Consider the following 19,574-nt stretch of genomic DNA (forward strand, 5'->3'; position numbering starts at 1 on the left):
TAACCACCAACAATTAATCATTAAACTACCTTTACTTTATCTGCTTGTTGTTTTGCTTTAGTTCTTAATAGATTCATATCTGTATCTATATTATCATAAACCAAGCTAACGCCCATTCTTCTGTATTTTCGGGTTGAGGGTTTTCCAAAAATTCTAATATCTGTTTTAGACTCCTTTAATGCTTCAGCTATACCTTCATATTTAGGTAATTCAGCACTTTCGTTTTCGGCTAATATTACAGCACTTACTCCGGCTTTTTCTAAAGTGATTTCTGGAATAGGCAAGCTTAAAATAGTACGAGCATGTAATTCAAATTCGCTTAAATTTTGTGTGCCGGCAAGTGTTACCATTCCTGTATCATGTGGGCGTGGCGAAAGTTCAGAGAAATAGACACCCTCATTAGCTATAAAAAATTCAACGCCCCATATACCTGCTCCTGTTAAAGCGGTAGTTACTTTTTCTGCCATTTGTTGAGCTTCTTTTAAATCTTTTTCAGAAACGTAGCAAGGCTGCCAGCTTTCCATGTAGTCGCCTCGCTCTTGTCGGTGTTGTATCGGTGGGCAAAATAATGTAAGACCGTTGTTTTGAGTAACAGTTAACAAAGTAATTTCAGTGTGAAAAGAAACGAACTCTTCTATAATAATTTCTTTTAAATCGCCTCGGCTTCCTTCCATAGCATAATGAAAACTATCTTCTATTTCGTTTTCTGTTTTAACTATACTTTGCCCTTTTCCAGAGCTTGACATTAAAGGTTTAACTACACAGGGCAAACCAATATCTTCTACAGCCTTTTTATACGCTGAAAGGGTAGTGGCATAATGGTATTTAGCTGTTCTTAATCCTAAATCTTTTGCAGCTAAATCTCTTATTAGCTTTCTGTTCATTGTAAAATTAGCAGCTTTAGCACTGGGTACTACAGTGTAATCTTGCTTTTCGTAATCATAAAACCTGTCAGTGCGTATTGATTCTATTTCTGGCACAATTAACTTAGGATTGTGTTTGGCTACTACTTTATCTAAAGCTTGACCGTCTAACATATTGAATACTTCAAATTCATCGGCAACTTGCATAGCGGGAGCTCCTGCATAGCTATCGCATGCTACTATATATTCGCCTAATCTTTTAAGAGCAATTACTAATTCTTTTCCTAATTCTCCTGAGCCGAGAAGTAAAATTTTGTTTGATTTCATAGGGGAGTAAAGATAGGGTTTGTTGAGGGAAATATTTATTTGGAAATGGGATAATTTGGGAATGAGATAATTTGAAAATTTGGAAATACAATCTATTGCGTACGTCATGCCTCTACCTGTTGGCAGACACGGTGCGGAGGCAGGTATCTCAATATCACTTAGCACAGTTCTATTTTACGGGATTACCGCCTTTGCGGTAATGACGATTTGAGGGAGATATGCTAAATCGGTACCGTACGTCATGCCTCTACCTGTCGGCAGACACGGTGAGGAGGTAGGCATCTCAATATCCAGTTAGTACAGTTCTATTTTACGGGATTACCGCTTTTGCGGTAATGACGATTTGATGTGAGATATGCTAAATCTATGTAGTACGTCATGCCTGCGGAGGCAGGTATCTCAATATTCAGTTAGCACAGTTCTATTGCAAGGGATTCCCACCTGCGTGAGAATGACGATTTGACGTGAGATATGCTAAATCTATGTAGTACGTCATGCCTGCGGAGGCAGGTATCTCAATATTCAGTTAGCACAGTTCTATTGCAAGGGATTACCGCCTGCGTGAGAATGACGATTTGAGGGATGTTCTCGTGCCACGACTCCAAGTCGTGGCACGAGTATATACTGTACAAAAGACTTTACTCCACCGTTACCGTTTCTCCATTAAAACTTACTTTAAAACCACTGTAAATTTTATTGCGTCTGCGTAGTTCGGTATTGCCGTTTACTTGTACTAAGCCATCATCTATTATAGCATTGGCTTCGCTACCGCTCATTGCCCAGCCTAATACTTTTAGTAGTTGGTTGAGTTGTATATATTCTCCTTTTAGTTTAAAGGTTTCCATTTAGTTATACTAATTCTTTTACAGCTTTTATAACTGCATGGCTGTCTATACCATATTTTTCCATTAGTTGAGTAGGCGTGCCACTTTCTCCAAACTTATCATTTACGGCTACAAAACGCATAGATGTTGGTTGTTTTTCTGCCAATAGCTCTGCTACGGCACTTCCTAAGCCTCCCAATCTTTGATGCTCTTCTGCTACTACCACTTTTCCTGTTTTCTTAGCTGTTTTTAGTATTAATTCATTATCTAAAGGTTTAATAGTGTGTATGTTTATTATTTCGCAACTGATACCTTCTTTTTCAAGTTGGCGAGCAGCTTCTATGCTTTCCCATACCAAATGCCCTGTGGCAATTATACTTACATCCGTACCTTCATTAAGAACTATACCTTTGCCTATTTCAAAATTGGCATCCATAGCAGTAAAATTTGCCACTTTTGGTCGCCCAAAACGCAAATAAACAGGTCCTTGATGTTTTGCCGTAGCCAAAGTGGCTAAGTAGGTTTGGTTATAATCGCAGGGATTAATTACGGTCATACCGGGTAGCATTTGCATTAAGCCAATATCTTCTAATATTTGATGTGTAGCTCCATCTTCGCCTAAAGTAACACCAGCGTGCGAGGCGGCTATTTTTACATTTTTGCCTGAATATGCTACGCTTTGGCGTATTTGGTCATAAACACGCCCTGTAGCAAAATTAGCAAATGTGGTAGCAAATGGAATTTTACCACCAATAGTTAAACCTGCTGCCATGCCTATCATATTGGCTTCTGCTATACCTGCTTGTATAAATCTATCGGGATGTTTTTCTGCAAAATTTTCTAATTTTAATGAACCTGTTAAATCGGCACAAAGTGCTACAACTTCGGGATTGTTTTCTCCCAAAAAGTCCATTGCTGCTCCAAAGCCCGAACGGGTATCTTTTTTATCGTTTGCCGTATATTTTTCTAATTGATTTGCCATGATTTTTGAAGTGTCTTATTTTTAATAATCGCCTAAAGTTTCGGGTAGTTGACTTAAAGCATTTTCTAATTGCTCATCATTAGGAGCTTTACCGTGCCAATGGTGTGTGCCTTGCATAAAATCTACTCCATAGCCCATTTCTGTGTGCATTATTACGCATACGGGCTTTCCTTTTCCTGTTAGCGTTTTGGCTTTTTCTAAACCATCTATAACGGCTTGCATATCATTGCCTTTTTGTATTTCCATTACTTCCCAGCCAAAAGCTTCAAATTTTGCACGTACACTGCCTAAGTCTAACACTTCTTTAGTGGAACCGTCTATTTGCTGGCGGTTTAAATCTATGGTAGCAATGTAGTTATCTACTTTATTAGCTGAAGCAAACATAGCAGCTTCCCATATTTGACCTTCTTGTAGTTCTCCATCGCCATGAAGAGAATAGATAAGATTAGTATCCTTATTTAATTTTTTAGCTAAAGCAGCACCTATAGCTACACTCATTCCTTGTCCTAAGCTTCCGGAAGCCATGCGTATGCCGGGCAATCCTTCGTGTGTGGTAGGATGACCTTGTAGGCGAGAATTTAATTTTCTAAAAGTGTTTAGTTCATTTATAGGGAAATAGCCACTGCGAGCCAGTACACTATAAAAAACGGGAGAGATATGTCCGTTAGATAAAAAGAAAATATCTTCGTTTTTCCCGTTCATATTGAAATGGGTATTGTGTTTCATTATTTTGTAATAGAGAGCTACAAAAAACTCGGTGCAACCAAGGCTTCCTCCCGGATGTCCGCTATTTACAGCATGAACCATACGCAAAATATCTCTCCTTACTTGCGTGGCGGTATCTTTTAGTTGTTGTATATTGGGCATATAAAATTTGTTATGCCAACAAATGTAAAGAATAGGCTTTTTATTAAATAAAAAACAAAAAGTAAAGTATAAACATTAAGTGGATAAGGTGATTTTAATGGGGTAATTAGCTAATTAGGGAATGAAATAATTTACTATTTATTAGAATCTCTATTATCTGTTTTGTAATTTTAAACAAAATTATATTATGAAACAACTTTTATCTTTAATTTTAGTTTTGTTAAATGCATTTGCTATATCTCAAGTTGTAAGTATTCCAGACAGTTCTTTTAAGTATTACTTAATAAATAATACAGCTATAAATACTAATAATGATACTTCAATTCAAATAAGTGAGGCACTTAGTGTAGATACATTAATATTGAATGATATGGGAATTTATTCTTTAGTGGGGATAGAGGAATTTAAGAATTTAGAATATTTGGATTGTCGTTCTAATGAAATTGATTCTTTAGATATTGATTCTAATCAAAATTTAAAATATCTGAGTTGTTATAGAAATAATCTTTATGAGTTAAATACGAACAATAACGAATTCTTAACGACATTGCATTGTACTTTTAACAATCTAAATGGGTTGGAATTAGACAATAATCTTATGTTGAGAAATTTGTCTTGTGAGGGCAATAATCTTGATACATTATTTATAGGGAATAATATAAACTTGATTTATCTTAGTATTGGAGGAGATCTTATTGAAAACTTAGATATTTCTAACAATATTAATCTGTATAGGCTTAGTTTATTTAATTCACAGATAAAACAGCTTGATTTTTCAAATAATACTAATTTATATAATTTTGAGTGTCATAATACTGCTATAGAATATATTGACTTATCTAATCATCAAAATTTAAGTTCAATTTTTATTGTTAATTCACTTATAGAAAGTTTAAACTTAGATAATTGTACCAATCTAAGTTCTGTAAGAGTGAGAGGAAATTCTTTATTAAAGAATTTTTCTGTTAAAATAGGAAATAATAATCAGAACGTAAATTATTTTAGTTCAAATGGTAATATTAGCTTATTTTGTATTGGAATTGATTATCCATTAAACACTAATTGGAATAAGGATATTTGGACTGATTTTAATGATAACTGTCCTCAGAATAGTTGTGAAAGTCTCGGGCTTTATACATTGCCCTACCTTTGTTTATATGGGCAAGAATGGCCAAGTACTAATCCTACTATTGATACTTTAGTTAATAGTGAGGGTTGTGATAGTTTATTAATAATAAATTATAACAGTTTTTCCAGTGATGTATATTCTGTATATGATAGTATTATGTTAAGGTATAATAGTGATTTTTTACAACCATATTTATATTATAGAACAGCTTATGAATTAGATCCCCTTGAGGGACCTTTTGAGACAATTTTTCCAAACATTTTTTATGAATTTCAATGGTATCTGAATGATACGGCAATATATGGAGCTACAGATTCTATTTATTATCCCAATGTAGATGGAGAGTATAAGGCACAAATAAGTTTGAAAAATGTAGATGGATTGTGTAAAATATTTTCATTTCCATATATGATAAAGACAACAGGAATTTATGAACAGAATAATAATGTATCTTTTGATATTAAGCCTAATCCGTTTCTTAATTTCATTGATATTAATACAGATTTAACAGATGAATACAAACTTATAATATATGATGTTTTAGGAAGAGTTTTATTTAAGAATAATTATATGGGAAATCAAAAAATAGACTTAAGTAAAATAGAAAAAGGAGTTTATTACATCGGAATTATAAAAAACGAAAATGAGGGTATTGTGTACTCTAAAAAACTTATTAAGAAATGATTATTCTACAAACTCATTTTGGTTTCACATCTTTTTATAGATGCCATAGCTCGGTTTAAAGTATCATCACTTAAGGTAGATTTAGCACTTAATTTATAGTTTTCTATAGCTTTGCTGTAGTCGCCTAATTGTTCGTACATAATGCCGTATTCATTATAAATAGTAGATTTATTAATGCCGGGTACTTCTATAGCTACATCTAAATGTGCTTTTAATTCTTCAAATTTCCCCAATGTAGAAAGCAAAACCGCATAATTGGTATATCCTGCACTATAATCAGGAGCGTATTTTATAGCTAATTGGTAGTATCTATCGGCAAGTTTTAAGTTTTTAAATTTAGTTTCATAAAGCCAGCCTAAATGATTGTACGCTTTTCCAAATTTTGGGTCTTCTTCTATTATTTCTTCAAGTTTTGTTACTGCATCGTCAAATAATCCATCTTTAATATCTAAATCTGCTTGATAAAATTTTTCTTCTAATTTGAATTGGTTTGCCATTCTTAAAATATTTATATACTGCAAAAATACGAAAGCATTTTTAATGTTATGCAACCTGAATTTGTAAAAATAGATAAGGCTACTTTTTATAGTAGCCCTATCAACTTTACAATTGGTTAGATTATTTTTTTAGGATTCACTAACCATAACAACAATTACTAATTATTTTATGGATAATCCTACTTAATTAATTATTACAAATATAACCTCCACTTACACTGCTTGTAGAGTTATTGCTTTCAGAAAAATTAGGATTAGGATTTGAAGCCGTATTATAGTCAAAAATGGCACAGCCATATATATTGCTAAAAGATGTATTGCTAATATTTACGCTTGGGTCGGCACTCCACATTTCTACAGCTCCTTTGGCATTTGTTCCATTGCCTCCGGCATATTCTATAACAGCGTTATCTATTTTATTTACAGGGTTTGAAGAATATGAATAATAAATAGACCTCCAAGAACCAGCTGTTTTTGTTACGCCCGTAAAAGTAATAGGGTTAGAAGATGTCCCCACAGCTATTAAAGCACTTCCATCGTCAAATATGCCTTCTACATCTATGCCCATAGATGGTGCTACTTCTATAGTTACGCCTGCATTTAAAGTTAACACTCCTCCGTCATTTATTTTTAAATCATTGGTTAATCTGTAAGGCACACCTAAGTCTTTCCAAGTATGGTTTGTATTTAAACTTCTGCTACTTTCTGCATTTACAAAAATGCTATTAGTAGTATTTCCTGTAAAACTTCCTCCCGTTATTTTACTTACAGAAGTTGCATCTATAAAAAGAGGAATATTGCAAGATGAAACATTGCAGTTATTAAGCTCTACAGTATGATTTCTGTATGCTAAATTAATACCGTAGGTAAGTCCGTTGGCTACAGTTACATTATTTAAAACTAAGTGAGTTTGGCTTGTTAAAGTTATGCTACCTTTATCGCCATTGCTATTGTATTGTCCACCGCCAGCGTATTCTACAGTTACATAATCAAATCTATTGTTTATGTTATCACTTTCAACTAAAAGTCCTCTCCACGCACCTTTAGCTTTAGTTTTTCCTGTAAAAGTTACCGCTTTGCTTGATGTTCCATTGGCTACAATAGAGCCTGTTTCTTGAATCCACATACCTACATTATCGGCAAACTGGATAGTAACTCCGGCATCTATGGTTAGGTCAATTTCTACGTCAATATCGCAGTCAATTATGTAATCTACACCGCCTTGCACTCTGTCTGCTAAGTTAGTAATGTGGTCTGGATTACTACTTTCAAATGAATCACACGAAAGTGTAATTGCATCTAAAGTTTCGTCAGTTGGCTCGTCATCTTGGCAAGAGCCGGCAAATAATAGTAAAGCACTTACGCTTAATACTTTTGTAAAATTTTTTAATGTTGTTCTCATAGTTTTTTCAATTTTATTTGTTGATAGCACAAAAGTAGGGGCATAAAAAAGCGTAGCTAAACAAGAAAATATTAAAAAATAGGTTTTAACGAGTAGTCTTATTTGTATAATTATTTGAAAAACAATGAATTATTAAAATAATTTGTGTAATTTTAAAAGCGTATTTTTGTATAGTAATTTTTATACAAATTGCCCTAAAACCTAAAAAATGTCTAAGAAAAATACTGAATTATACTATTTTGTAAATACTTTAAATAAAACAGAAAAGGCTTATTTTAAGAAATTTGGCTACAAATACGATAAAGAAGATAATGCCGAAATGGGACTTTTTAATTTAATTAATACAGAAATAAAGAAAACTGAGGATTATGATGATTTAGAAAAACTATTAAAAATAAAATTTGAAAAAAAGTATCCTTCTAAAAAGTTTATTACCGTAAAAAACAATCTGTTTTATAGACTAATAGAAACACTTAGCGAATACGATAAAACAGAGGATTTTCAGTTTCAATTATTGCAAAATATTCAAACAGCTAAAGTTTTAATAAAAAGAAACCAGCCTAAAGTAGCTTTAAGAATTTTGCTAAAAGCTGTAGATGTAGTTGAAAAAGAAGAGGAATATTCCTTAGGACTTGTGTTTACTAATTTGATTTATAGATGTGCTTTAATGCTTGGTGATAAAAAGAATATAAAATTATCATTAGATAAAAACACCAATTATTTAAACTATATAAAACAGCAAAATGATTTAAAATTACTGTACGAAGAAGTATTTGATTTGCACAGAATGCAAGGCACAAGCAAGCACAGTGAATTTGTATTGGCATTGGAAAAAGTTGAGGAAAAAATGAAAGTGTTTTCTAAAGATTTTATAAGTCAAAAGCAAAAATTTAATTTTTATTCCTTACAAAAAATAGTAGCTTTTTTAAAAAATGATAAAAAAGAAGTTTTAGATGCTTTAGAAAAAATGGTAAATATTTTAGAGCAAAGTAATGCAGAGAGTTTTAGTAAAAATGAAAGAGTAATTATAGCCACTTATGCCGATTTAATAAGCCACCAGTTGGAATTAGGAAGCAATACGTATTTTAAAAAGTATTTTAACGTAATAGAAAAATGGACTACCGTTAAAACGGATATAGAAATATATAAAGAAACGCAGGTTTTAAGACTACAAATTTTAGAATATGCCTTTGAACATAAATTTGAAAAAATAGCCGATTTAGAAGAAAAATATTTGCTTCATAAAAAGAATATGAACGATATGTTTCAATTAGCCATCAACGATTGTTTTATATTAACATACTATTGTTTAAGAGATTTTAGGAACGCTGTAAAGTTTATAAATTTTCAGTTTGAAATAAAAAACTTAAGAAAAGATATGCAACTAATGGCGGAGTTAATACAGTTAGCTTTACTTTTTGAAGATAAAGATTTTGATGTGCTTTCAAATAGTGTACGATCTTTAGAAAGTAGGCTGAGTACTATAAATGTTTTAATAACAAAAGAGGAAGAAATTATCTTGTCTTTCTTTAAAAATGCCGTGAGTACCAAACCTATTTCTGCTACAGAATACGCTACACAATGCATAAGCCAATTAAAAGAAATAGATTACACCGCTTTGCCTTATTCTTTTGATTTTAATATTTGGTTTTTAGCTATAAAAACCAAGAAAACTTATTTGGAATTGCTGAGCCAGTAACTTAAGGATTTATAGTGTAAAACGTAATTTTATCGCAAACACGAATGGGAATTTGTTAGCGGATTAGTTAATTTGAAAATGAGGTAATTGGATAATTTGGGAATGTTATCTATACTATTTCCCTTACGTCATGCCTTTGCAGAAAGGCATCCCAAAGTTGATTAGCAAAATAATAAACATATCACGCCATGCCTGCGGATGCAGTTATCCCAATGTCAGTTCGCACAATTCTATTGTAAGGGATTACCGCCTTCGCGGCAATGACGATTCAGGGGAGGTTTTTTCTATATAGTACGTCATGCCTTTGCAAAAAGGCATCTCAAAGTTGATTAGCAAAATAATAAACATATCACGTCATGCCTCTACCTGTCGGCAGACACGGTGCGAATGCAGGCATCTTAATATATAGTAGTACAATACTATTGTAAGGGATTACCGCTTCTGTGGCAATGACGATTTTTTGGAGAGATTTTTTTTGAATAGATTGCTTCGTTCGTGCCTCACTCGCAAAGATGTTCCTTTATCGGGCGTACTCGTGCCACGACTCCAAGTCGTGGCACGAGTATAAACGAAAAGTTCGGAACTTTTATAAAAGTTCCGAACTGTGAAAAAATTATACCGTTTAGGAATATATAATAGTCCAATTTCGGTTGCACCTTATTGTACTAAACATATTGCTCTATCGGCATTTACCATTGTAAAACACAAAATAGTCTAATCTATTTTGTGTTAACAATTGGCATTATTTTAGTTTTTCCTATTAGCAAGCCTTCCGATTGGGTTCTTATAAAATAAGATGTAGTCCAGTTCCAAATGGTTTTCATTCTATTTCGGTAGTTTATTAGTAAAAATAAATGGACTAAAAGCCATACTGCCCAAGCCAACCAACCTGTGTAAGTTCTTTTAGGGTAAATCATATCGGCTGCGGCTTTGTTTTTGCCTATTATAGCCATAGTTCCTTTGTCGGTATATTTAAAGGCTGTGGTTTCTTTGCCGTTAATTAAAGCGGTTATATTTTTGGCTAAAGCGTGTCCTTGCTGTGTGGCTACACTACCCAGTTGAGGATGCCCGTTAGGATATTTTTCATCTGTTTTTTGAATACAAGTATCGCCTATAGAAAATATGTTTTTAGTGCCTTGCACTTTGTTTATTTCATCTACAATAATTCGGTTTCCTCTGTCATAACTTTCTTCGGGTATTCCTTTAAATTTATATGCCGTAACTCCCGATGTCCAAATAAGGGTTTTGGTAGGTATAGAACTTCCGTCTTTTAAAAACACGGTGTCATCTTTGTAGTCTGTAACAAAGGAATTAAGTTTAACAATTACCCCAAGTTTTTTTAAACTTTCTCTTGAATATTTTCGGGCTTTATCGCTCATAGCACTTAATACTTGATTTCCGCCTTCTATGAGATAAATGTGCATTTGTTTTTCGTTAAATTCGGGATAAATTCTTTTTAAAGAGCGATTTCTCATTTCTGCCAACATGCCTGCCACTTCTATGCCGGCAGGGCCGGCTCCGGCTATTACAATATTTCTAAGTTTTACTTGCTCCGCTTTGTTTTTGTTTATAGTAGCTAATTCAGCCACTTTCAGTAAGGTATTTCTTAAAAGAATAGCTTCATCTATAGTTTTCATAGGTAAAGCGTTTTCTTCTATATTTTTCATACCAAAAAAGTTACTGGTAGTTCCTGTGGCTATTACTAAATAATCGTATTTTATTTCGCCATTATTAAGTATTACTTTGTTTTCTTGTGGAAGTATTTCTTTTAGTTCTCCAAGTCTGAAATGTAAGTTTTTCTTGTTTTCAAATAGTGTTCTTATGGGGACGCTAATACTAGAAACATCAAGCATACCCGTGGCAACTTGATACAACAGCGGTGCAAAAAAATTGTAATTGTTTTTGTCTATTAAGGTTACTTTTGTTTTGGGTTTATCAGCCAATTTAAGAGCTAAGTTAATTCCTGCAAAACCACCGCCTATTATTACAACATTTTTCATATTGCAAAATTACAATCAATCCCTGCAAAATGTTGTATAAAAAATGCAAAAATATCTAAAAGTTCTAAGCCTATTTTTATCTTTTTTACCTTGCCCCGCTCAATCTCTCCGTACTTATATACTACACATTATAGGTAAAGTCAATAAAATAAACGCCATTAGCTATATTATTACTTTTCTATAAAAAACAAAAGCCACCAAAGCTATCAACCCTCCCAGTACCGCACCGCCCAATACATCGCTGGGGAAATGTACGCCCACATATATTTGAGCAAAGCATATTAAGCTTGCCCAAAATAAGAGTAAATATGATAGCCATTTAAGTTTTTTATAAAACACTAAAGCTAAAAAACTGCCTAAAGCAAAGTGGTTGGCTGCATGAGAGGAGGGAAAACTAAACGCTCCGGAGCATTTTGTTAAAACTAAATTAATGTGCCAGGCAAAAGGTTCTAAATCGCAGGGGCGTATTCTATTAAAATAAGGTTTTAATAAATGACTGGAAACAGCATCTGCAAGTACTACACATAGCACGCCTAAAACAATAATTATAAAGGCATTTTTAGGTTTAAAATCTTTGAAAATGAAAAAAACCAAAATAAAATAAAAAGGAATCCATGTTTTTTTGTTTCTAATAATAGGCATTATAGTATCAAAAAAAGAATTGGATAAACTTTGATTGATAAAATCAAAAAGATGATAATCTAATTGTAGTAAACTGTCTATCATTTGGTAACAATTAATATTAGTCTATCAGAATGTTCGTGCTTAAATTCTTCTAATTGATAACTGCCAAATACCGCTTTTATTTTTAACCCACTTTCATTAAAGTAATGTTTAAAATCGTCAATAGTTAAAATTTCAACTTTTTCTACAAAGGTGTGTTTTTCATTGCTATCATAAAAATCAATAGTTTTCACAATGTTGTTTTCTCTTATTTCTTTGCTAATATTAAAACTTATGCCGTCTATAATTTTAGTTTCGTTTTTTACAATATTGCTTAATACTTTATAGATGTTTAAAAAATCAATAACAATTGTCCCACTATTATTTATTTGGGTTTTCATGCTGTTTACTACTCTTTGATTTTCATTGTGAGAATTAAAATACCCAAAGCTGGTAAACATATTAAACAGAAAATCAAAAGAGTTTTCTTTATAAACATTTCGCATATCATTTACTGCAAATTTTAAATTAGGCAGGCTATAATGCGTTTTTGCCCATTCAATACTTTGAGCCGATAAATCTATTCCTGTAACATCAAAGCCTTTTTTTGCCAAAAAATAGGAATGTCTGCCTTTGCCACACGCCAAATCTAAAATTTTGCTGTCTTTTTCAATTTTCAGGTAGTCAACAAGGTTGTTTATAAACAATTCAGCTTCTTCAAAATCTCTATTTTTGTATAGTATGTGATAATACTTAGTGTTAAACCATTCTTTGTACCATTCTGTGTTATTCATGAAAAATAGCGAGTATTTATTTAAAATTTGGTACTAAATAAAGTAATTTTGCCCACCTTAAAAAATATTATAGTGGCTATTTTAAAATCAATTTCAGGAATAAGAGGAACAATAGGTGGAAAAAGAGGCGAAGGACTAACACCAATGGAGGTTATGCGATATGCCGGTGCTTATGCCGTGTGGCTTACAAAAAAATATAATAAACCTAAAGTGGTAATAGGTAGAGATGCCCGTATTTCTGGCGAAATGGTAAACAAAATAGTGTGTGGTGCTTTAATGGGCTGCGGAGTAGATGTTATAGATTTAGGATTATCTACCACGCCTACGGTAGAAATGGCTGTTAAAGATTTTAAAGCTAATGGCGGTATTATTTTAACTGCCAGCCACAATCCAAAACAATGGAATGCCTTAAAAATGCTAAATGAAGAAGGCGAATTTATTTCGGCATCTGTAGGGCAAAAAATAATTGAATTAGCAGAGCAAATTGAAGAATTATCTTTTCCGGAAGTAGATGATTTAGGTACGTACAATGTACAAAATTATATGCAAGAGCATTTTAAACATATAGCTAATTTACCTTTGGTAGATATTGAAGCTATAAAAAATGCCAATTTTAAAGTGGTGGTAGATGGTGTAAATTCCAGCGGAAGTGTTTTTGTGCCTCAGTTGCTTGAATTTTTGGGCGTTACAGAAGTTAAAGTTATAAATGAAGAACCGACAGGTAGATTTGCACATAATCCGGAACCATTACCGGAAAATTTAACTGAATTATCTAATACCGTAGTTAGAGAAAAAGCTCATTTAGGTATTTCTGTTGATCCTGATGTAGATAGATTGGCTTTTGTGTGTGATGATGGCGAAATGTTTGGCGAAGAATATACTTTAGTAGCTGTTGCCGATTATATTTTGGCTAATAAAAAAGGTGCTGCGGTTTCTAATTTATCATCTACAATGGCACTAAAAGACGTGGCAGAAAAACACGGATGCCAGTATTATCCCAGTGCCGTAGGCGAAGTGAATGTAGTAGAAAAAATGAAAGCAGTAAATGCCATAATAGGTGGCGAAGGCAATGGCGGTATTATATATCCGGAGTTGCATTATGGTAGAGATGCTTTAGTGGGTATTGCGTTGTTTTTAACACATTTAGCTAAGTTTAATGGTACTGTTTCCAAATTGAGAGCTTCTTATCCTAATTATGAAATAGTAAAAGACAAAGTGCCTTTAACAGCTGCTACAGATGTAGATAAAGTATTGGAAAAATTAATAGAAAAGTATAGTAATTTTGAAATAAACACAGTAGATGGCGTTAAAATTATAATGCCCGAAGGTTGGGTTATGATTAGAAAATCTAATACTGAACCTATTGTGCGTGTTTATGCCGAAAGCAGTAGCAGAACCATAGCCGAAAATATTGTAAATAAAATTAAATCGGATATTGCTTCAATAAATGATTAAGAGATGAATGTATATTTAGATAATGCTGCTTCTACACCTGTGCATAAAGAGGTGTTAGAGGCTATGTTGCCCTATTTATCTACTAATTATGGCAATCCTTCGGCTATACATTCTAATGGCAAAAGAAATAAGGCTGCAATAGAATTTTCAAGAAAAACTATAGCCAAATATTTAAACTGTAAAGCTCAAGAAATTATTTTTTGTTCAAGCGGTACAGAAGCCAATAATATGGCTTTAAAGCTTGCTGTAGAAAATTTAGGTGTTAAACATATTATTACCTCGGCAATAGAACACAAAAGCGTATTAAACATAGTATTGTATTTAGAAGAAGCAAAAGGTATTAAAGTAAGTTATGTAGATGTAAATAAAGATGGCACTATAGATATTGATAGCTTAGAAAGTATTTTAAAAGATAATAATGACAATACTTTGGTTAGTATAATGCACGCTCAAAATGAGCTGGGAAGTATAAACGATATAGATAAAATAGGTAAATTATCTAAAAAATATGGCACTTTGTTTCATACCGATACGGTTCAAACCATAGCACATTTGCCTTTTAATTTAAAAGAAAGTAATATAGATTTTTTATCGGCATCAGCACATAAATTTCACGGCCCATTGGGTAGTGGTTTTTTATATAAAAACGATAAAATAAAAATAGGCACTTGGCTACATGGTGGTGGGCACGAACGCAATGTAAGGAGCAGTACAGAAAATATTTCGGGCATTGTAGGTATGTCCACAGCTTTAAAAATGGCTTATGATAATTTAGCAGCAGATAGAGTTAAAGTTTTAGAGCTTAAAAACTACTTGAAGCAAGAGCTAAAGAAAAATATACCCGATGTAGTTTTTAATGAAGCAAAAGAGAATTTATATACTATACTTTCGGTTACATTTCCTGGCATAAAAGACGATTTAGCTGAGGTACTTATAAAATTAGACATGAAAGGAATAGCTGTAGCTGGCGGAAGTGCTTGCTCCAGTGGCAGTATAAAATTTTCAAAAGTACTTTCAAAATTGGGATATAACGAAAACGAAACTACTTTAAGAATTAGCTTTAGTGTGTTTAATACTAAAGAGGAATTGGATTATACCGTAAAAGCCTTAAAAGAATTATGTTAATAAAGTTTTCATTTAAAAATGAGGTAGTAAGATAATTTGGAAATGTTATTTGTAGTATCAGAGTTCCGAACTTTTAAAAAGTTCGGAACTCTAAAAGTGATAAATTATAATACCTGTCGTCAGACACGGTGCGAAGGCGGGCATCTCAATATCTGGTAGCAAAATTCTATTGCAAGGGATTACCGCCTTCGCGGTAATGACGATTTGAGGTTGGTTTGATAAATCTATCACGTACGTCATGCCTTTGCAGAAAGGCATCTCAATAGTTTATTGTAAGGGATTTCCACATACGTGGTGGATGACGATTTGAGGAGGTACTCGTGCCACGACTCCAAGTCGTGGCACGAGTATGCTATATAGTGCGTCATTTGTTTAACCCCTTGGAGTTGGTAAACTCTAATACTAAATAAATCTTAAAATATTTTAAGACTTATTGAACTTTTAATTAAGTTTTATAGTTTTGTAGCTGAATATGAGATATAAAAGCTCAAAAGTATCATCTTTCTTTTTTGTGTTTCTACTATTGTTTCAAGTAGCAATGTTTAATGTTATTTTATCTAATAGCCAGTACCAAATGGTAAACGTAGTAGAAGAAGAAATAAAAGAAATAGTACATTTTAATGAAATTACAGTCGTTAAAGACTTGTTTTGTAGTATAAACGATATTTTTGTAGATGTACTAAGTCAACATGATACAAGGGTTTTTTATTCTTCAAATTACATTACAACAGATACACCACCTCCCGAGTGTTAGTCTTTTAGATCCAACAAAGTAGTTTTATTTAATTAGTAAAGTTTTAAATACAGGCTTTCTATAAATTTTTGTACTTAAATGCATAAGTATTTTAGTGCTAAATGCTACTGCTCAATTAAAAAATTAATTAACATTCAAAATATTTTCAACAAATAATGAAAAGTATATTTTCAAATTTTAAATCCGATATTTCATCAAGTATCGTAGTCTTTTTCGTTGCTTTACCTTTATGTTTAGGTATAGCATTAGCCAGTGGAGTGCCGCCTATTTCCGGTTTAATAGCAGGTATTATAGGTGGTATAGTAGTAGGTGCTATCAGTGGTTCTCGGTATGGAGTAAGCGGACCAGCTGCGGGTTTAGTAGCCATAGTTTTAGTAGCCATTCCGGATTTAGGTGGTTTTTCTTTCTTTTTAACTGCTGTAGTAATGGCAGGTTTAATGCAAATTTTATTTGGTGTTTTTAGATTGGGAACTATCTCTCAGTATTTCCCTTCATCGGTTATTAAAGGAATGCTTTCTGGTATTGGTATTATGATTATCTTAAAAGAAATACCGCATGCTTTAGGCTACGATGCCGATTATTTTATAGATGAACAAGTAGAAGGACAAAGTATTTTTACTCCTTTAATGTCCGCTATTGAGGCACTTTCTTTTCCTGTTATTGTATTGACAGTTTTAGCTTTTGCTGTCATTTTGCTTTGGGATAATGTTATTTTGAAAAAAGTAAAAGCATTAAAAATATTGCCGGGCTCATTAATTGTTGTAATATTTGGGATAGCGTATGTAATATTTACTAATAATTATATGCCTGATTTTGTGATAGGAAGTAAGCATTTAGTAGATATTCCTATTATATCAAGTTTAAGTGAATTAAAAGGATTTATTGTTTTTCCTAATTTTGGTAATATATTGTCCTACGATATGTGGCTGGTAGCCTTTACCATAGCAGTGGTGGCAAGTTTAGAATCTTTATTATGTTTAGAAGCTACAGATAAATTAGACCCCAATAAAGCCATTACGCCACCCAATAGAGAATTAATAGCTCAAGGAGCGGGAAATATGTTTGCAGGTTTAATAGGCGGATTGCCAATAACACAAGTTATAGTAAGAAGTTCTGCTAATATGCAAAGTGGTGCTAAATCTAAATTGTCAACTATTTTGCACGGCTTTTTATTAATGGTAACTGTTTTTACAATACCTTTTATTTTAAATAAAATACCTTTCGCTTCATTGGCAGTAATTTTAATATTAATAGGCTATAAATTAGCTACTCCTGCTATTTTTGTTAATATGTATAAAGCCGGTTGGAAACAGTTTGTACCTTTTATATTAACCATTATAGGAGTTGTTGTTTTTGATTTATTAACGGGTATTTCTATTGGAATAGTAGCTGCATTATTTGTAATAATATACAAAAGCTATCAAAATACGCATTTTACTTTAAAAGAAGAGGAAGGAAGTACAAGAATAACTTTAGCAGAAGAACTTACGTTTTTTAATAAATCGCCTTTGTTAGATGAATTTGCACGCGTACCGGACAACTCGCATGTTGTTATAGATAAAACTAATAATGTTTATCTTGATTATGACGTTGCTGAAATTATAGAAGACTTTAAGCTGTCTTCAAAAGAGAGAAATATAACTTTAGAAATAATAGAAAAATAAGAAATAATGGAAAGGAAATTTTATAACCAACTGTTAGAAAATAATAAAAAGTGGGTAGCATCAAGAATAGATGAAAACCCCGAATTTTTTAAAAACTTAGCAAAAGGACAAACGCCACCTGTGCTATGGATAGGCTGTGCCGATAGCCGTGTGCCGGCTAATGAAATAATAGGAGCACAGCCCGGAGAAGTTTTTGTACACCGAAATATAGCCAACATGGTAGTGCATACCGATATGAATATGCTAAGTGTATTAGACTATGCTGTTAATGCACTAAAAGTACGGCACGTAATAGTGTGTGGACACTACGGCTGTGGTGGCGTACAAGCAGCTATGGGCAATAAATCTATTGGATTAATAGATAACTGGCTTAGAAATATAAAAGATGTTTACAGGCTGTATCATGATGAATTAGAAGGAATTAAGGACAAAAAGAAAAGATTTGACCGTTTTGTAGAGCTTAATGTTAAAGAGCAAGTTCTTGATTTATCTAAAACTTCAATAGTGCAAAATGCTTGGAAAAATAAGCAAGCATTGCATTTGCATGGTTGGGTTTACGGTTTAGACTCAGGCATAGTAAAAGATTTAGAAGTAAATGTAAACTCTAACAAACAGCTACAAGAAGTGTATCAATTAGAGTTTTAATAAAAAATAGTTTTTAGTGTAGTGTGTGGGAAAGGCATCTTCTTTATATAAAGTTGATGCCTTTTTTGATTTAATTTATACGGTATATTACAAAGCTATTGTTGTAAAAAGTAGTATCTTTTTTTTGTAAAACAGAATCAATATAAAGCTGAGTGGCATAATTCATTATCTCTTTAGATTGAATAATATAATTGGCATGCAAACTTTCAACATCCTCTTTAATTTCTTCTAAATTATTATAATAGGGATAATTTGAAGCAGAATATCTATGGGTATAAAGAGCCAAAACTCTGGGTTTTATAAAAATAATAGTATCTTCAATAGTGGTGTTATTTTTTATATAATTAAAAGTTTCTTGAGTTTCAATATTTTCTACATACTTAGAAGAAGCAGAAATTGTTTTGGCACTTTTTACTAAGTAAATTCGTAAGGGTAATAAGTAACTTAGGAGTATAATAATAAAAATAAAGAAAGGTTTGATTTTGATATTTTGCTGAATCAAGCTAATTCCTCTAATCATGTAAATAAAGAAAATAGGTGTTAAAGCAAGTATATATCTATAACCTTGGTAATACGGAAAAAGAGCAACGACAATTACAAAAATGCCAAAAATAAATTCAGTAATCTTAATGGTTTTATAATTTTTAAAGGTCAAAATAAAGCCTAAAAGAGTACAGATGATTAAAAAATCTATAAACAAAGCATTTGGAAAATTAAACAGACTACCTTCTAAAGACAGAAAATGTCTATAGGTAGTATAATAATAAAATAAGTTGTTTAAAAAACGCTCAAGAATTTCCTCTTCAAAGAAAAAGGAAGCAAAGTGTTCTACATGTCCTTCTACATTTTTTAATAAAAGAGCAGTTCCAATTTTGTATATCACAACACTTAGTACGGCAGAAAATGTAATGAAAGCTAAATCTTTAAGTTGGTATCTCTTTTTTACAAAATAAGCATAAAAAACATATACTATAAAAGCAATAGATAGAGCAAATCCCATGGTTTTTATGAGTATTGTAAAGCCTACACAACAGGCTAATAGTAGGGAAAGGATAAACTTATGCTTGCTTTTTAATAGCTTTAAAAATAGAATAATTGACAAAGCAAAAAATAATGAGAAAGGAATATCTGATAAAATATTAAGTTTAAAATCTAACATCCAAGGCAGGTAAGATGCCAATAATACTACTACAAATGAAA

Annotated in this window: 17 protein-coding genes; 7 read left to right on the top strand and 10 right to left on the bottom strand. The window is 32.3% G+C overall.

Annotated elements, in window-relative coordinates:
• Positions 1 to 20: 20 nt before the first annotated feature.
• The 4 genes from purT to H6578_07350 all read right to left on the bottom strand — a co-directional run bounded on the left by purT (position 21) and on the right by H6578_07350 (position 3,863).
• Entirely contained in the window at positions 21 to 1,190 is a 1,170-nt protein-coding gene (gene purT / locus H6578_07335) for a formate-dependent phosphoribosylglycinamide formyltransferase (GenBank protein ID MCB9226959.1), read from the bottom strand.
• Between the two features lie 638 nt (positions 1,191 to 1,828).
• A complete protein-coding gene (locus tag H6578_07340; GenBank protein MCB9226960.1) occupies positions 1,829 to 2,035 on the bottom strand; it encodes an RNA-binding S4 domain-containing protein in 207 nt (68 codons plus the stop codon).
• 4 nt (positions 2,036 to 2,039) lie between these two features.
• Positions 2,040 to 2,996 carry a transketolase family protein gene (locus H6578_07345; protein ID MCB9226961.1) on the bottom strand — a complete coding sequence of 319 codons (957 nt, stop codon included), beginning with the start codon at positions 2,994 to 2,996 and terminating at the stop codon, positions 2,040 to 2,042.
• Positions 2,997 to 3,017: 21 nt separating this feature from the next.
• Complete coding sequence (locus tag H6578_07350) at positions 3,018 to 3,863, bottom strand: transketolase (protein ID MCB9226962.1); 846 nt, start codon at positions 3,861 to 3,863, stop codon at positions 3,018 to 3,020.
• Positions 3,864 to 4,050: 187 nt separating this feature from the next.
• Between H6578_07350 and H6578_07355 the strand changes: the two genes are divergently transcribed.
• Positions 4,051 to 5,676, top strand: coding sequence for a T9SS type A sorting domain-containing protein (locus H6578_07355; protein ID MCB9226963.1), 1,626 nt, complete (start codon positions 4,051 to 4,053; stop codon positions 5,674 to 5,676).
• A gap of 5 nt (positions 5,677 to 5,681) precedes the next feature.
• On the opposite strand, the gene H6578_07360 is transcribed toward H6578_07355, so the two are convergent.
• Positions 5,682 to 6,173 carry a hypothetical protein gene (locus H6578_07360; protein MCB9226964.1) on the bottom strand — a complete coding sequence of 164 codons (492 nt, stop codon included), beginning with the start codon at positions 6,171 to 6,173 and terminating at the stop codon, positions 5,682 to 5,684.
• A gap of 187 nt (positions 6,174 to 6,360) precedes the next feature.
• Positions 6,361 to 7,575, bottom strand: coding sequence for a hypothetical protein (locus tag H6578_07365; protein ID MCB9226965.1), 1,215 nt, complete (start codon positions 7,573 to 7,575; stop codon positions 6,361 to 6,363).
• Positions 7,576 to 7,783: 208 nt separating this feature from the next.
• Here H6578_07365 and H6578_07370 point away from each other — a divergent pair, with 208 nt between their 5' ends.
• A complete protein-coding gene (locus tag H6578_07370; protein ID MCB9226966.1) occupies positions 7,784 to 9,274 on the top strand; it encodes a hypothetical protein in 1,491 nt (496 codons plus the stop codon).
• Positions 9,275 to 9,993: 719 nt separating this feature from the next.
• Here H6578_07370 and H6578_07375 read toward each other — a convergent pair.
• The 3 genes from H6578_07375 to H6578_07385 all read right to left on the bottom strand — a co-directional run bounded on the left by H6578_07375 (position 9,994) and on the right by H6578_07385 (position 12,731).
• The gene (locus H6578_07375) at positions 9,994 to 11,274 is read right to left on the bottom strand and encodes an NAD(P)/FAD-dependent oxidoreductase (protein MCB9226967.1); all 1,281 of its coding nucleotides are present in this window, start codon (positions 11,272 to 11,274) and stop codon (positions 9,994 to 9,996) included.
• A gap of 162 nt (positions 11,275 to 11,436) precedes the next feature.
• Entirely contained in the window at positions 11,437 to 12,000 is a 564-nt protein-coding gene (locus H6578_07380; GenBank protein ID MCB9226968.1) for a phosphatase PAP2 family protein, read from the bottom strand.
• A complete protein-coding gene (locus tag H6578_07385; protein ID MCB9226969.1) occupies positions 11,997 to 12,731 on the bottom strand; it encodes a class I SAM-dependent methyltransferase in 735 nt (244 codons plus the stop codon). Before H6578_07385 ends, H6578_07380 begins: the two co-directional genes overlap by 4 nt.
• A gap of 72 nt (positions 12,732 to 12,803) precedes the next feature.
• Between H6578_07385 and glmM the strand changes: the two genes are divergently transcribed.
• The 5 genes from glmM to can all read left to right on the top strand — a co-directional run bounded on the left by glmM (position 12,804) and on the right by can (position 18,374).
• A complete protein-coding gene (gene glmM, locus H6578_07390) occupies positions 12,804 to 14,186 on the top strand; it encodes a phosphoglucosamine mutase (GenBank protein MCB9226970.1) in 1,383 nt (460 codons plus the stop codon).
• A 3-nt stretch (positions 14,187 to 14,189) separates the two neighbouring features.
• Positions 14,190 to 15,311, top strand: coding sequence for a cysteine desulfurase (locus H6578_07395; protein ID MCB9226971.1), 1,122 nt, complete (start codon positions 14,190 to 14,192; stop codon positions 15,309 to 15,311).
• A gap of 472 nt (positions 15,312 to 15,783) precedes the next feature.
• On the top strand, positions 15,784 to 16,065 hold the full coding sequence (locus H6578_07400; protein ID MCB9226972.1) for a hypothetical protein: 282 nt from the start codon (positions 15,784 to 15,786) through the stop codon (positions 16,063 to 16,065).
• A 164-nt stretch (positions 16,066 to 16,229) separates the two neighbouring features.
• Positions 16,230 to 17,729 (top strand): SulP family inorganic anion transporter, encoded by a 1,500-nt coding sequence (locus H6578_07405; protein MCB9226973.1) that lies wholly within the window; start codon positions 16,230 to 16,232, stop codon positions 17,727 to 17,729.
• 6 nt (positions 17,730 to 17,735) lie between these two features.
• Positions 17,736 to 18,374: a carbonate dehydratase gene (gene can / locus H6578_07410; GenBank protein ID MCB9226974.1), complete on the top strand. Its 639-nt coding sequence runs from the start codon at positions 17,736 to 17,738 to the stop codon at positions 18,372 to 18,374.
• Between the two features lie 70 nt (positions 18,375 to 18,444).
• Here the strand turns inward: can and H6578_07415 are convergent, their stop codons facing one another.
• Positions 18,445 to 19,533: a hypothetical protein gene (locus H6578_07415; GenBank protein MCB9226975.1), complete on the bottom strand. Its 1,089-nt coding sequence runs from the start codon at positions 19,531 to 19,533 to the stop codon at positions 18,445 to 18,447.
• Positions 19,534 to 19,574: the final 41 nt, after the last annotated feature.

Source organism: Chitinophagales bacterium (assembly GCA_020635995.1).
GTDB lineage: Bacteria > Bacteroidota > Bacteroidia > Chitinophagales > UBA8649 > JAFMKE01.

What these genes read in the sequence shown, in the direction of transcription:
- purT (MCB9226959.1), bottom strand. Translation starts at nt 1,190, where the DNA reads ATGAAATCAAACAAAATTTTACTTCTCGGCTCAGGAGAATTAGGAAAA.
- H6578_07340 (MCB9226960.1), bottom strand. Translation starts at nt 2,035, where the DNA reads ATGGAAACCTTTAAACTAAAAGGAGAATATATACAACTCAACCAACTA.
- H6578_07345 (MCB9226961.1), bottom strand. Translation starts at nt 2,996, where the DNA reads ATGGCAAATCAATTAGAAAAATATACGGCAAACGATAAAAAAGATACC.
- H6578_07350 (MCB9226962.1), bottom strand. Translation starts at nt 3,863, where the DNA reads ATGCCCAATATACAACAACTAAAAGATACCGCCACGCAAGTAAGGAGA.
- H6578_07355 (MCB9226963.1), top strand. Translation starts at nt 4,051, where the DNA reads ATGAAACAACTTTTATCTTTAATTTTAGTTTTGTTAAATGCATTTGCT.
- H6578_07360 (MCB9226964.1), bottom strand. Translation starts at nt 6,173, where the DNA reads ATGGCAAACCAATTCAAATTAGAAGAAAAATTTTATCAAGCAGATTTA.
- H6578_07365 (MCB9226965.1), bottom strand. Translation starts at nt 7,575, where the DNA reads ATGAGAACAACATTAAAAAATTTTACAAAAGTATTAAGCGTAAGTGCT.
- H6578_07370 (MCB9226966.1), top strand. Translation starts at nt 7,784, where the DNA reads ATGTCTAAGAAAAATACTGAATTATACTATTTTGTAAATACTTTAAAT.
- H6578_07375 (MCB9226967.1), bottom strand. Translation starts at nt 11,274, where the DNA reads ATGAAAAATGTTGTAATAATAGGCGGTGGTTTTGCAGGAATTAACTTA.
- H6578_07380 (MCB9226968.1), bottom strand. Translation starts at nt 12,000, where the DNA reads ATGATAGACAGTTTACTACAATTAGATTATCATCTTTTTGATTTTATC.
- H6578_07385 (MCB9226969.1), bottom strand. Translation starts at nt 12,731, where the DNA reads ATGAATAACACAGAATGGTACAAAGAATGGTTTAACACTAAGTATTAT.
- H6578_07395 (MCB9226971.1), top strand. Translation starts at nt 14,190, where the DNA reads ATGAATGTATATTTAGATAATGCTGCTTCTACACCTGTGCATAAAGAG.
- H6578_07400 (MCB9226972.1), top strand. Translation starts at nt 15,784, where the DNA reads ATGAGATATAAAAGCTCAAAAGTATCATCTTTCTTTTTTGTGTTTCTA.
- can (MCB9226974.1), top strand. Translation starts at nt 17,736, where the DNA reads ATGGAAAGGAAATTTTATAACCAACTGTTAGAAAATAATAAAAAGTGG.
- H6578_07415 (MCB9226975.1), bottom strand. Translation starts at nt 19,533, where the DNA reads ATGTTAGATTTTAAACTTAATATTTTATCAGATATTCCTTTCTCATTA.